Here is a 12,705-nt window from a genome sequence, read left to right as displayed (position 1 = left end):
TCAGGCGGTGGCCGGCCCCTGGTTCATCAGGATCGTCCAATACTTGACCAGGCCGGCGCGCGGCCCCGTCACCTTGCTCCACGCCTCGGTCGCACCTGCCTTGTCGCCGGCGCGGAACAGCGCCATGCCGAGGCGGGTGTTGATGAGGTTCGCGTCGATGCCGGGCTTCGTCAGCGCCACCCGGTACATGTCAGCCGCTTCCTGCCACTGGCCGTAGCCGAGATAACCGTCGGCGACGTTCTGGGCGAGGCGGGCCGTGCCCTTCGCACCCTTGGCGTCGGCCGCGCTCTTGCCGAGCGAGGCCTTGTCCGCGCCCATGCGCTGCCCGACCAGCGTGTTGATCTCACCCAGGCTCTTGTTCGCGGTCAGATTGATCGCGCCGGCCCGAACGCCCTCGTCGAGCACGGCCTTCGCTTCACCGGGGTTCTTGTTGTAGGTCGCGTCGACATATTCACCGAAGTCGCCCGCGCCCTTCATCGCGCCGGCCGCGCGCTGCAGGCGCATCAGGTCGAGCTGCGTGTCGGCATCGATCTTGTTGAGATCGCGCCAGATGACCAGCGAGTCGCGCCACGTGTCCTTGGTCGGATAGGCGATCAGCCACTCCTGGGTCAGCGCCTCCGCCTGCTGTGGCAGCTTGGCCGAGTAGGCGATGTTGACGGCGCGATCATACCAATTCTTCGGCAGCTTCGTGCCAGACTGCTTCGCCGCGGCGATCGACTGCTGGAAGATGGCGAGACCCTCGGCCGGCTTGCCCGCCTTCACCTTGGTCTCGGCCAGCAGCGCAACGGCATCCTGATTGTTCGGCGCCAGCTGAATCGCCTCCGCCAGCAACTGCTCGGCACGCGCGGTCTGGTTCGCCTGGAGCGCGCGCTGGCCGGACAGCACCAGCACCTGCGTGCGCTGCGCGGGCGCCAGACGGTTGCCGGCGAGCAGGCCGTCGAGTGCCTCCTGCTCCTGCTTCTCGTCCTTAGTCACGCGCGACAGGTCGAGCAGGGTAGAGGCGGCGACGAACCGGTCGTCATCCGTCTTCGCTGCGGCCTTGGCCTCGGCGATCTTCGCCTGCGCGGTCGCGGCATCGTTCGCCTGGATCGCGGCCTGCGCGGCGACGATCGCCTCGCGCACCGGCTTGCTGAGATTGTAGCTGGGCGCCTTGGCCTCTTCCTTCTTCGCCGCGGCGGCAGGAACCGCCACGATGGCAGCACCCCCGCAGGCGAGCGCCAGTGCGAGCAGGGACGTCGACAAGGTCTTCATTCGCTTCAAGCCTCCTCTGCGGCGGTCCGATGGCCGCCGGATCTGCGGCGCACGGTTAATCCGCGCGGCCAAACCGCACAAGCATAACGGTCATGTCCTGCCGCATGCGCGCTGAACGCCGATTGAACCGCCCGGCTCCCGTGCGCTAGGCGGGCTGCAATCATGATAGCGCTCCTTTCCCCCGCCAAGACGCTCGACTTCACCAAGCCGACGCCCCCGCATGAGCCGAGCGAGCCGCGCTTCGCCGCCGAGGCGGAGACGCTGGCCGCCGCCGCCGCGAAGCTCGGGCCGAAGAAGCTGGGTGCGCTGATGCACATCAGCCCCAAGCTCGCGACGCTGAATGCCGATCGCTACAAAGGCTTCGGCGAGGCGGAGCAGCGCGCCGCGCTCTACGCGTTCAACGGCGATGTCTATCTCGGGCTCGAGGCGCGCTCGCTCGATCCGCACGCCATTGCCTTCGCGCAGGATCATGTCCGCATCCTCTCCGGCCTCTATGGCCTGCTCCGCCCGCTCGATGCGATCCGCCCCTATCGGCTGGAGATGGGCACGCCGTGGGCGCCGGGCCGCGCGAAGGATCTCTACGCCTGGTGGGGCCGCCGCCTGTCCGACGCGCTGGCGCGCGAGCTGGCGACGGAGGGCACCGACACGGTGATCAACCTCGCCAGCCAGGAATATTGGCAGGCGATCGGCGCGCATCCCCCCGCCGGTGCCCGCATCCTCACGATCGACTTCCGGGAGGAAGGCCCCAAGGGACTGCGCTTCAACAGTTTCGCCGCCAAGCGCGCCCGCGGCATGATGGCGCGCTACATCTGCGAACATCGGTTGACCGACGCGGAAGCGCTCAAGGGCTTCGACAGCGACGGCTATGCCTTTGCGGGCGAGGACGGCGACACGTGGCGCTTCCAGCGGATCGCCCCGCCCGCCAAGGCCTGACCCCACCCCTGCTTCCCCTTACATTATAGTCTCGCGCGCGCACGCACGCGCACGCGAGACTGGCGTTCCGGGGGCGGGATGATTAGATGACGGACGCGCGCGCGGCGCGATCATCCCCTCACCACAACGGATTCCCTCTTGGCCACCACACCGCCGATCGACGGCCGCAGCGACATTTCGCCCATCTCCATCGTCGAGGAGATGAAGGCCAGCTATCTCGATTACGCCATGTCGGTGATCGTCGCGCGCGCGCTGCCCGACGTGCGCGACGGGCTGAAGCCGGTGCACCGCCGCATCCTGTTCGCCAGCCAGGAAGGCGGCTTCGTCCCTGGCCGCCCTTACCGCAAGTCGGCCAAGATCGTCGGCGACGTGATGGGCAATTACCACCCGCACGGCGACAGCTCGATCTACGATGCCCTCGCCCGCCTCGCCCAGGACTGGTCGATGCGCGTGCCGCTGATCGACGGCCAGGGCAATTTCGGCTCGATGGATCCCGATCCGCCCGCCTCCATGCGCTACACCGAAGCACGGCTGGCGAAGGTGGCGATGACGCTGCTGGAGGATATCGACAAGGACACGGTCGATTTCACCGCCAATTACGATGGCTCGCGGGAAGAGCCGACGGTGCTGCCGGCGCGCTTCCCCAACCTGCTGGTCAACGGCGCGGGCGGCATCGCCGTCGGCATGGCCACCAACGTGCCGCCGCACAATCTGGGCGAGGTGCTGCGCGCCTGCAAAGCCTATATCGCCAACCCCGCGGTCACGGTGGACGAGCTGCACCAGATCGTCCCCGGCCCCGATTTCCCGACCGGCGCGACGATCCTCGGCACCGGCGGCGCGCGCAGCGCCTATCACACGGGGCGTGGCTCGATCATCATGCGCTCCACCTGGGAGGTGGAGGAGCGGCGTGACCGGCGCTCGATCGTGCTCACCTCCATTCCCTATCAGGTCGGCAAGTCCGGCCTGGTCGAGAAGATTGCCGAGGCCGCCAAGGAAAAGCGGATCGAAGGCGTCAGCGACATTCGCGATGAATCGAATCGCGAAGGCGTCCGCATCGTCATCGACCTGAAGCGCGATGCCACCGCCGACGTGGTGCTCAACCAGCTGTGGCGGCACACGCCGGCGCAGTCGAGCTTCCCGGCCAACATGCTCGCCATTCGTGGCGGCCGGCCCGAGCTCCTGTCGCTGCGCGACATCATCGAGGCGTTCGTCCGCTTCCGCGAGGAGGTGATCACCCGCCGCAGCAAATATGAGCTGCTGAAAGCGCGTGAGCGGGCGCACATCTTGCTCGGCCTCGTCGTCGCCGTCACTAACCTCGACGAGGTGGTGCGCATCATCCGCGGTTCCGCCTCGCCCGCCGAGGCGCGTGCGGCCCTGCTCGCCCGCGAATGGCCGATCGGCGAGATCCTGCCCTACATCCGTCTCGTCGAGGCGATCGAGAGCGACGTCGAGGGCGACACCTATCGTCTGTCCGACACGCAGGTGCGCGCCATCCTCGATCTGCGCCTGCACCGTCTGACGGCGCTCGGCCGAGACGAGATCGGCGACGAGTTGAAGCAGCTGGCCGGCACCATCGGCGAACTGCTGGAGATCCTCGGCAACCGCGCCCGCCTCTACGAGGTGATGGTGGAGGAGATCGACGCGATCGAGCGCGATTTCGCCACCCCGCGCAAGACGCTGATCGCCCCGCCTGGCGACGACATCGACGACGAGGATCTGATCGAGCGCGAGGAGATGGTCGTCACCGTCACCCTCGGCGGATACATCAAGCGCACGCCGCTCGATGCCTTTCGCGCGCAGAAGCGGGGCGGCAAGGGTCGCGCCGGCATGGGCACGAAGGAGGAGGATGCGGTCACGCGCCTCTTCGTCACGTCCACGCACACGCCGGTGCTGTTCTTCTCCACCGCGGGCAAGGTCTATCGCATGAAGGTGTGGCGCCTGCCCGAAGGTGCCCCGCAGGCGCGCGGCCGGCCGATGGTCAACCTGCTGCCGCTGGCAGACGGCGAGACGATCTCCACCGTGCTGCCGCTGCCGGAAGACGAGGCGGATTGGGGCAAGCTTCACATCATGTTCGCCACTGCCAAGGGATTGGTGCGGCGCAATTCGATGGATGCCTTCACCAACGTGCCGCGCGCGGGCAAGATCGCGATGCGCTTCGGCACGGACGACGAGGGGGAGGATGCGTCCGATCGCCTGATCGGCGTCTCGCTGCTGACCGAGGAGGACGACGTGCTGCTGGCGACGCGCGGCGGCAAGGCGATCCGCTTCGCCGCGACCGACGTGCGCGAGTTCCAGAGCCGCACCTCGGCGGGCGTCCGCGGCATCCGGCTGCTGGGCGACGACGAGGTGATCTCGCTGTCGATCCTGCGCGGCACGCCGTTCGACACCGAGCAGCGCGACAAATATCTTCGCGCCGCCCCCTGGAAGGAAGGGCGCGAGGCAATCCTCGACGAAGCCACCGTCGCTGCGATGCAGGAGGCGGAGGAGTTCATCCTCACCGTCTGCGCCAATGGCTATGGCAAGCGCAGCTCGGCCTATGAATATCGCCGCTCCGGCCGTGGCGGTCAGGGCATCACCAATATCGACAATCTCGGCCGCAACGGGCCGGTCGTCGCCTCCTTCCCGGCGCACAATGGCGAGCAGCTGATGCTCGTCACCGATCAGGCCAAGCTGATCCGCCAGTCGGTCGGCGACACGCGCGTTGTCGGCCGTGGATCGGCCGGTGTGCGCCTGTTCAACGTCGCGAAGGACGAGCATGTCGTCGCCGCCGCGCGGATCGAGGAGAGCGAGGAGGAGGCCGAGGCCAACCTGCTCGAAACGCCGCCCGAGGTCGCTCCCGAGGACGGCGCCACCATCGGCGACGATTTGTCGGACGGTCAGGAAGATCGCGCCGGCGGGGTGGAGGACGACGAATGAAGTCGCCGCTCTACAAGGTGATGACTGCGGACGAGTGGGCGGCCTTCGACCGCGACGGGCAGTTCGCCGGCAGCGAGCTCGATCGCCGCGACGGCTATATTCACCTGTGCGCGGGCGATCAGGTGGCGGGCGTGGTGCAGCGCTGGTTCGACGGCCGCACCGGCCTGCACGTCGTCGCGCTCACCATCCCGGAGGATAAGCGGCTGAAATGGGAAATGGCGCAGGACCGCGCCTGCTACCCGCACTTCTACGCCGCGCTGGACCGGAACTGGGTGCAGGACGAGCGTCCGCTGCCCGACGATCCCGACCAGCGGGCGCTCACCCTGGCATTGATGGCGGTCTGAGACGCAGTCGAGGAACGTCGCGCCCCGGAGACGGCGCGGCGTTCCCCGCTGCCGCTAGAGCTTGCCGCCGAAATCCATGCCCATGGCGGACTTGCTGATCTCCTTCTTGGCCGGCTTGGCCGCAGGCTTCGGCGCCTCCTCTTCCTCGTCGTCGAGGCCGAGCGCGCTCAAATCCAGCTCCTCGTCATCGCTCGACGCGCTGGTCTCCGCATCGTCATCGTCAAGGCCGAGCGCCGCCCAGTCGATCTCGTCATCGTCGCCGGCGGCGGTCTCAGCCTTTTCGGTCGAGCTATCGTCATCGTCGAGGCCGAGAGCGGCCCAATCGATTTCGTCATCGTCGCCTGCCGTCGTCTCGGCCTTGTCGGTCGAGGTCTCGTCATCATCCAGGCCGAGGGCTGCCCAGTCGATCTCGCCATCATCGCCCGACGCGGCCTTCTCGCCCTCATCGTCGTCGAGACCGAGCGCCGCCAGATCGAGATCGTCCGCATCGCCTTCGGCATCGTCGCCAAGCCCTGCGAGCAGATCCTCTTCCTCCTCGTCGGCCTCCTCCGCCTTGGGCGCCGCCTTCTTCGGCATCGCCGCCATCGTCACCGGCGTGGTCGAGAGGCTGGCGAAGCCGCGGCCGGACCGTGCCTCCGCCTCCGCCATCTCGGCCGCCTTGGCCTGCGCCCGCTCCGCTTCCCAGCGCTGCAGCGCCGCGGCCTCGGCCAGCTTGTCGCCGCCCGTCTTCACCGCGGCGACGGGAGCGAGGCCATGCTCGCCGTCATGCACCGCCTCGATCCGGTTGTTGTCGGGATCGCTCGCCCCCGCGACGTAGTAATCGGGGCCGACCTCATCGCGCACGCCGGCCGCCTGGATCTTGCGCCCGCCGGCATCCTTGGCGTTGACGTAAAACTCGTCCACCTGCCGCTTGTTCGCGGCGGAGAAGCCGATCGCGACACTTGACTGCGGATCGCCTTCCTCGGTCAGCCACAGGCTCGGCTCGCCGCCCTGGCCGAAGGCGACGCGCGGGCCATCCTCATGATCCAGCTCCCGCGCGACCAGCGACACTTCGAGCGGTTCGAGCAGCTGTTCGTAGAAGCGCAGCGTGCGGCCGAAATCGCTGACGACCAGCTGCACATGGTCGATCATCCCCCGCCCGGCGCCACCGGCCACCGCAACGATGCGGTTGCCGTTCGCATCCTTGGCGCTGGCGGCATACTTCCCCGCGTGATCGGTTTCCGCCTCGGACACGTCGTCCGCGCCTGCATCCTCGGCGGCGGAGCGGAAGGCATCGACTGCGGCTTCGTCGTCAGCGGTGAGCGCGATCACCAGCCCCTCATGCGCCATGCTCTCCTCGACCAGCCACAGCTGCGCGCGGCGATCGCGACCGAAGGCGATGCGCGGACCGTCATCATGGTCGGACACACGCCGCGTCACCTCATAGCCGAGCGGCGCCAGCAAGGCCTCATAGAAGCCGCGCGCCTCGTCCAGGTCCTCGACGTGGATCGTCACATGCTCGATCATAAGCCACCCCTCCGATCTGCCCCCGACGGGCAGGCTAGCGTGCGCGCTGACTAGCGGTCCAGCACGATCTCTTTTGTGACGCACGGCACCGCGGCGGGGGCGTTGGACGGGCGAGATGATTGCCCTTGCCCGCGCCACGCGGCTAAGCGGACAGGCATGTCTCATCACATCCATGTCATCGGCGGCGGGCTCGCCGGGTCGGAGGCGGCGTGGCAGCTGGCGCAGGCCGGCTACCGCGTGCGCCTGTCCGAAATGCGCGGCGTCGAAGCCACCCCCGCGCACCACACCGACTCGCTGGCGGAGCTGGTCTGCTCCAACAGTTTCCGCTCGGACGATGCCGACAACAACGCCGTCGGCCTGCTCCATGCCGAGATGCGCGCCGCCGGATCGCTGATCCTCGCGCAGGCGGATACGCACCGTCTGCCCGCCGGCTCGGCCCTGGCCGTCGATCGTGACGGCTTCGCGGCCGGCGTCACGCAGGCGATCGAAGCGCATCCGTTGATCGAGCTGGTGCGCGAGCGCGTGGACGTGCTGCCGGACGGCCCCGTCATCGTCGCCACCGGTCCGCTCACCGCCGCTCCGCTCGCCGCTGCCATCGCCGCCGAGACGGGCGAGGATGCGCTGGCCTTTTTCGACGCCATCGCACCCATCGTGCACCGCGAGACGGTGGATACCGGCATCGCCTGGTTCCAGTCGCGCTGGGACAAGGGCGGCGGCAAAGATTACCTCAACTGCCCGATGAACCGCGACGAATATCACGCCTTCGTCGAAGGCCTGCTCGCCGCGGAGAAGACCGAGTTCAAGGAGTGGGAGCGCAACACGCCTTATTTCGAGGGCTGCATGCCGATCGAAGTGATGGCCTCCCGCGGACACGAGACGCTGCGCCACGGCCCGATGAAGCCGATGGGGCTGGATGATCCGCGCACCGGCCGCTGGCCCTATGCCGTCGTGCAGCTGCGGCAGGATAATGCGCTGGGCACCTTGTGGAACATGGTCGGCTTCCAGACCAAGCTGAAGCATGCCGAGCAGGTCCGCCTGTTCCGCACCATTCCGGGATTGGAAAAGGCTGAGTTCGCCCGGTTGGGCGGCTTGCACCGCAACACCTTCCTGCAATCGCCGCGGCTGCTGGATGCGACGCTCCGCCTCCGGTCCCGCCCCGCGGTTCGCTTCGCCGGGCAGATTACCGGGTGTGAGGGCTATGTCGAAAGCGCCGCCGTCGGCCTGCTCGCCGGCCGCTTCGCGGTGGCGGACCTCGCCGGCACCACCGCGCTGCCGCCGCCGGGCACCACCGCGCTCGGCGCGTTGCTGGGCCATGTCACGGGCGGCGCCAAGGCGGATACGTTCCAGCCGATGAACGTCAATTTCGGCCTGTTTCCGCCGGTCGAGGGCCGCAAGAAGGCGGATCGTCGCGCCGTGCTGACGGCCCGTGCCCGCGACGATCTGGCGACTTGGCTGACCGCCGCCTGATCAGGCGCTCCGGTCAGTCGTCCTGAGCGACCGGCGGGCACGGCGCCGCGCGCCTGGGCGTGCGCGCCACCCGCGTGGTGGCGAACTCTGCCGCCGTCAGCTGGCCGGATCGGTCCGCATCCGCCTTGGCGAAACGCTCGCTCGTCTTCACGGCATATTCCTCGAAGTCGAGCCGCCCGTCATGGTTGCGGTCGAGCTTGTCATAGGCCTTGCGCCGCGCCGCCAGATATTCGGCCCTGAGGATCGCCCCGTCCTTGTCCTTGTCGTAGCGGGCGAAGCGCTTCTCCTCGCGCGTCCGCTCGGTCGCCTCGGGCAGCGGCTCGGACGCGGGTTCGGCAGCGGCGCTCGCCCCGCTGGCGGCGGGCGGGGGCGGGATCGTCGCTGGCGGTTGCGCACCCCCGCGCGTCAGCAGCAGCCCGCCGCCCATCGCGATCACCCCGCCTGCAAGCCCCACCAGATAGCGCCACATCCGCCCGTCTCCCCTCGGCCGCAACGCTAGCCAACCCTCCGCCCGACGGAAAGCCGCTCAGCGACCCGTCAGCCGGTGCCAGATCATCCGCGCGGAGCGGCCCGGCGTCGCCTGCGGCGCGGGCCGCCCGCCCGCCGCATCCTGCTCCGCCAGCCGGGCCAGCATGCCCAGCGCCCTCAGCCTCCCCGGCCAGCGCGGCGCCCGCGACTGCCCCTGCGCGGCGGACAGCGTCTCGGCACCATGGCGCGCGGCGTCGACCAGCGCCCATGCCGCCCCACCCGCCTCGAGACCGTCCGGCATAGGCCCGCCCAGCCGCGCCGCCGCCGCCCGGAACAAGGCCGCCCCGCGCGCCGCGTGACCGGCGGTGACATCCTCGGCCAGCACATCCTCCCAACCCGCGACGATGCCCGCCACCGCCTCCGCCGGCATGCCCGCGCGTACAGCCTCGGCCAGCGCCGCCAGCAGCGGCTCCCCCGCCGGAGCCTCGGGAAGCGCCTCGATCCGCTCGCGCCACCAGACGAGCTTGATCGCCGCCAGCATCGGTTCACGCGCTCCGATCACGATCTGGCGCATGCGCGCATCCAGCGCGAACAACGCCGCGAGATCATCGCGCGCGTCCGCCGGCGCATGCAGCAGCGCCAACTCAATCTCGGGATCCTGCACGTCCCCGGCAAACCTTCGCTTAACCACCGCCTGTTATTCGGATGTCGAGGCGTCCGCCGCAAGGCCGGCGTGGGTGGGCGCCGTTCGGGCGCGAGAGGACCATATCGGATGGCGGGCAAGGCACGGCGTGGGTGGAGGTCTTGGGCGATGCTCGCCCGGCTGGTGCGCGATCGTCGCGGCAACACGCTGGCGATCGTCGGCGCCGCGATCCTGCCGCTGCTCGCCATGATCGGCTCGGGCATCGATCTGTCACGCACCTACATGGCGCACACCCGCCTTCAGCAGGCCTGCGACGCCGGCGCGCTGGCCGGCCGCCGCGCCATGACCAACGGCACGGTGGATGACACGGTCCGGGCCGAGGCGTTGAAATTCTTCAAGTTCAACTTCCCGACGGGCGAGAAGGACAAGGACGGCACCGCTTGGTTCGGTGCGCGCGGCTTCGAGCCCGTCGTCGGCAGCGCGCCCAACAGCACGGTCACAGTTACCGCGGCCACCCAAATGCCGCTGACCGTTATGAAGATCTTCGGCTTTCCCTATCTGCCGATCTCGGTCGCCTGCAACGCTAGGCTCGACTTCGTGAACACCGATGTGGTTCTTGTTCTCGACGTTACTGGTTCCATGGCGGATAAAGCCAGTTCTACAGACACGGACATTAAGATCGTTGCCCTTCGGAAAGCAGTGCTCAACTTCTATGACACGCTGAGACCGATCCAGACTCAACTCGAAGGTGTAAACCTGCGACTGCGCTACGCGGTGGTGCCCTACGCCTCCTCGATCAACGTTGGCCGACTGCTGCGCGGTGCGAGCGTGAACAACGTGACGAACACCAAGTGGACCTATCAGTCACGCCAGTTCGCCGGCTCTTACCGCCATTCAACGTACAAGACGTCATCTCAATGCATTTCTTTGGGGGGAAGTCGCGATTGGTATGGCACTTGCACATGGAACGACACCAACGCTGCAAGTGCCGGAAGTGGCGACACGGCATCGCCCAACTGGAACTATATGCCGATAGAGCATGACCTGTCGTCCTATGCGACTGGTTCTTCTACCCAGACCAGTTCGGTTCCTGGCACTGCCGTGCTGGATCCAACGCGCGCGCCAGGCACCAACACGAAGGTCACTTGGCAGGGGTGCATCGAAGAGCGTGCGACAACGCGTATGTCTTCAACAGCCACTTCTATTCCCACCAGCGCCTATGATCTCGATATCGACAGGGTTCCAAGCTCCGGCGACATCACCTCTCAATGGAAGCCCTATTGGCCGGAGGTCGAATACGTCCCGCCTACAACCAACACTAGCCTCGGCGGAGAGCCTCAGAAGCCTCAGTGGGCTTGTCCAGCCGAAGCGAAACGTTTGCAGGTTTGGGCAAAAAGCGATCTGTCGAACTATCTTAATACTTTGCAGCCTGACGGCGGCACTTACCATGACAACGGCATGGTCTGGGGTATCCGTATGCTGTCAGCAGCTGGCGTCTTTTCCGCGGACAATCCCTCTACTTACGGCGGTATGCCCGTCAGCAAGTACCTAATTTTCATGACGGATGGCGTGTTCTCGACAGGCTATGATACGCTGTATTCGACGTACGGAGTTGAGCGTTACGATGCGCGGGCAACGCCGGGTGGATCGTCTTCAAACCAGACTGATCAGCTCGCACGGCACAAGAACCGCTTTAACCTGTTGTGCACGCTCGCGAAGTCTCGTGGAATTTCGGTTTGGGTCGTGGCGTTTGACGCAGCACTGGATTCTTCGTTGAGCAACTGCGCCAACAAAGGGCAGGCGTCCACCTCCGCTAACCAGCAGGAGCTGAACGATAAATTCGTCGAGATCGGCAAGAATATCGGCGCGCTGAGGCTCACCCAATGATCGGTCGCAAGCTGCGCCGCGACACGCGCGGCGCGACCATCGTCGAGATGGGCTTCGTCATCCTGCCGCTGTGCCTGACGTTGCTCGTCCTGTTCGATTTCGGCTACCGCATGTATGCGCAGGCGGTGCTGGAAGGCACGCTGCACCGCGCCGCACGCCTCGCCACCATCGGTGACAAGACCCCGACGCAGATCGACGATTTCGTGAAGAGCCAGGTCAAGCTCTTCTCGAAAGTCTATCCGCCCGACATCGACAAGGCGAGCTACTTCCAGTTCTCCGGCGTCGCCAAGTCGGAGGACGAGAACCGCAACGGCGTGTGCGAAGTCGGTGAGACCTATATCGACGAAAACAAGAACGGGATGTGGGACAACGGCTCGAACTCCGGCAATACCGGCCTCGGCGGCTCGGACGACATCGTCTTCTATACGGTGACGCTCAAGTTCCCGCGTCTGGTGCCGCTCGCCCGGTTCATGGGCTGGTCCAGCACGGAGACGGTCACCGCCAACACGGTGCTGCGCAACCAACCCTATGGCGCGCAGGCGCAGCTGCCCTCGCCCATCCCATGCCCGTGAAGCACACCGCACGCACCCTCCGCGCGCTGGCTGCCGATCGCAGCGGCCTTGCGCTGATCGAATGGGCGATTTCGCTGCCCGTACTGCTGACGCTCGGGCTTGGCGGCATCGAGGTCGCGCATTTCGCCATCGCCAATCTGCGCATCAGCCAGATCGCGGCCACAACCGCCGACAATGCCGCCCGCGTCCGCGACGAGATTGACGAGATCGACATTAACGAACTGTTCGCCGGCGCCAAGTTCGTCGGCCGCAACATCGATTTTGCCGCCAACGGCCGCATCATCCTGTCCGATGTCGAGGCGACGTCCGATGGCAAGCAGTGGATGCGTTGGCAGCGTTGCTCCGGCGCATTGCAGGTTGAGTCCACCTACGGCGAGCCGATGAGCTCAACCGGTGCCAAGATCACCAGCTTCACCGATAGCACCAAGGCGCCAACTGATTACGGCGCATCGTCGCTGAAATGGACCGCCACCCAGCTCGGTCCCACAGGCAACCAGATTGCTACGGCGCAGGGCACCGCGACGATGCTGGTCGAGGTCGTCTACGACTATCAGCCGCTCGTGGCGAACCGCTTCCTGGGCACGCGCCGCATGCGCTACACGGGCGCGTTCAACGTGCGTCAGCGCGTCAACCAGACGCTCAACCGCGCCAGCCTGACCGCCACGCAGATGTCGACCTGCGGCAAATACGCCGCCTGACCGCCACCCCGGCACCGGGC

11 protein-coding genes are annotated in these 12,705 nt (G+C 67.1%); 7 read left to right on the top strand and 4 right to left on the bottom strand.

Annotation, left to right across the window (positions count from 1 at the left end):
• Positions 1–1,251, bottom strand: a complete 1,251-nt coding sequence (locus BM360_RS01705) for a tetratricopeptide repeat protein (RefSeq protein ID WP_093309787.1) — start codon at positions 1,249–1,251, stop codon at positions 1–3.
• A 162-nt stretch (positions 1,252–1,413) separates the two neighbouring features.
• On the opposite strand from BM360_RS01705, the gene yaaA reads away from it, so the two are divergent.
• From yaaA to BM360_RS01690, 3 genes are all read left to right on the top strand, one after another.
• On the top strand, positions 1,414–2,184 hold the full coding sequence (gene yaaA / locus BM360_RS01700; protein WP_093309783.1) for a peroxide stress protein YaaA: 771 nt from the start codon (positions 1,414–1,416) through the stop codon (positions 2,182–2,184).
• 138 nt (positions 2,185–2,322) lie between these two features.
• The gene (gene gyrA, locus BM360_RS01695) at positions 2,323–5,100 is read left to right on the top strand and encodes a DNA gyrase subunit A (protein WP_093309782.1); all 2,778 of its coding nucleotides are present in this window, start codon (positions 2,323–2,325) and stop codon (positions 5,098–5,100) included.
• Positions 5,097–5,444, top strand: coding sequence for a DUF952 domain-containing protein (locus tag BM360_RS01690; protein ID WP_093309779.1), 348 nt, complete (start codon positions 5,097–5,099; stop codon positions 5,442–5,444). The genes gyrA and BM360_RS01690 overlap by 4 nt, the downstream gene beginning before the upstream one ends.
• Positions 5,445–5,498: 54 nt before the next feature.
• Here BM360_RS01690 and BM360_RS01685 read toward each other — a convergent pair whose 3' ends face one another.
• Positions 5,499–6,950, bottom strand: coding sequence for a VOC family protein (locus tag BM360_RS01685; protein ID WP_165611172.1), 1,452 nt, complete (start codon positions 6,948–6,950; stop codon positions 5,499–5,501).
• A gap of 156 nt (positions 6,951–7,106) precedes the next feature.
• Between BM360_RS01685 and trmFO the strand changes: the two genes are divergently transcribed.
• Positions 7,107–8,417, top strand: a complete 1,311-nt coding sequence (gene trmFO / locus BM360_RS01680; protein ID WP_093309770.1) for a methylenetetrahydrofolate--tRNA-(uracil(54)-C(5))-methyltransferase (FADH(2)-oxidizing) TrmFO — start codon at positions 7,107–7,109, stop codon at positions 8,415–8,417.
• A 13-nt stretch (positions 8,418–8,430) separates the two neighbouring features.
• Here trmFO and BM360_RS01675 read toward each other — a convergent pair whose 3' ends face one another.
• Positions 8,431–8,886, bottom strand: coding sequence for an EF-hand domain-containing protein (locus BM360_RS01675; RefSeq protein WP_093309767.1), 456 nt, complete (start codon positions 8,884–8,886; stop codon positions 8,431–8,433).
• A 57-nt stretch (positions 8,887–8,943) separates the two neighbouring features.
• Positions 8,944–9,549 carry a squalene/phytoene synthase family protein gene (locus tag BM360_RS01670; RefSeq protein WP_093309765.1) on the bottom strand — a complete coding sequence of 202 codons (606 nt, stop codon included), beginning with the start codon at positions 9,547–9,549 and terminating at the stop codon, positions 8,944–8,946.
• Between the two features lie 147 nt (positions 9,550–9,696).
• Between BM360_RS01670 and BM360_RS01665 the strand changes: the two genes are divergently transcribed.
• From BM360_RS01665 to BM360_RS01655, 3 genes are read left to right on the top strand one after another with little or no spacing between them, the layout of a single operon-like run.
• Positions 9,697–11,415: a pilus assembly protein gene (locus tag BM360_RS01665; protein ID WP_242653258.1), complete on the top strand. Its 1,719-nt coding sequence runs from the start codon at positions 9,697–9,699 to the stop codon at positions 11,413–11,415.
• Entirely contained in the window at positions 11,412–11,987 is a 576-nt protein-coding gene (locus tag BM360_RS01660) for a TadE/TadG family type IV pilus assembly protein (RefSeq protein WP_093309760.1), read from the top strand. The genes BM360_RS01665 and BM360_RS01660 overlap by 4 nt, the downstream gene beginning before the upstream one ends.
• A complete protein-coding gene (locus BM360_RS01655) occupies positions 11,978–12,685 on the top strand; it encodes a TadE/TadG family type IV pilus assembly protein (RefSeq protein ID WP_131819151.1) in 708 nt (235 codons plus the stop codon). The genes BM360_RS01660 and BM360_RS01655 overlap by 10 nt, the downstream gene beginning before the upstream one ends.
• Positions 12,686–12,705 lie beyond the last annotated feature (20 nt).

The sequence above is a fragment of the Sphingomonas jatrophae genome, from assembly GCF_900113315.1.
Classification (GTDB): Bacteria; Pseudomonadota; Alphaproteobacteria; order Sphingomonadales; family Sphingomonadaceae; genus Sphingomonas_P; species Sphingomonas_P jatrophae.
The sequence above is the reverse complement of the archived record's forward strand: the minus strand, read 5'-3'. Positions and strand labels throughout refer to the sequence as shown.

Bases quoted from the DNA above. Each gene is read 5' to 3' on its own strand.
- BM360_RS01705 (WP_093309787.1), bottom strand. From the start codon at position 1,251: ATGAAGACCTTGTCGACGTCCCTGCTCGCACTGGCGCTCGCCTGCGGG.
- yaaA (WP_093309783.1), top strand. From the start codon at position 1,414: ATGATAGCGCTCCTTTCCCCCGCCAAGACGCTCGACTTCACCAAGCCG.
- BM360_RS01690 (WP_093309779.1), top strand. From the start codon at position 5,097: ATGAAGTCGCCGCTCTACAAGGTGATGACTGCGGACGAGTGGGCGGCC.
- BM360_RS01685 (WP_165611172.1), bottom strand. From the start codon at position 6,950: ATGATCGAGCATGTGACGATCCACGTCGAGGACCTGGACGAGGCGCGC.
- trmFO (WP_093309770.1), top strand. From the start codon at position 7,107: ATGTCTCATCACATCCATGTCATCGGCGGCGGGCTCGCCGGGTCGGAG.
- BM360_RS01675 (WP_093309767.1), bottom strand. From the start codon at position 8,886: ATGTGGCGCTATCTGGTGGGGCTTGCAGGCGGGGTGATCGCGATGGGC.
- BM360_RS01665 (WP_242653258.1), top strand. From the start codon at position 9,697: ATGCTCGCCCGGCTGGTGCGCGATCGTCGCGGCAACACGCTGGCGATC.
- BM360_RS01660 (WP_093309760.1), top strand. From the start codon at position 11,412: ATGATCGGTCGCAAGCTGCGCCGCGACACGCGCGGCGCGACCATCGTC.
- BM360_RS01655 (WP_131819151.1), top strand. From the start codon at position 11,978: ATGCCCGTGAAGCACACCGCACGCACCCTCCGCGCGCTGGCTGCCGAT.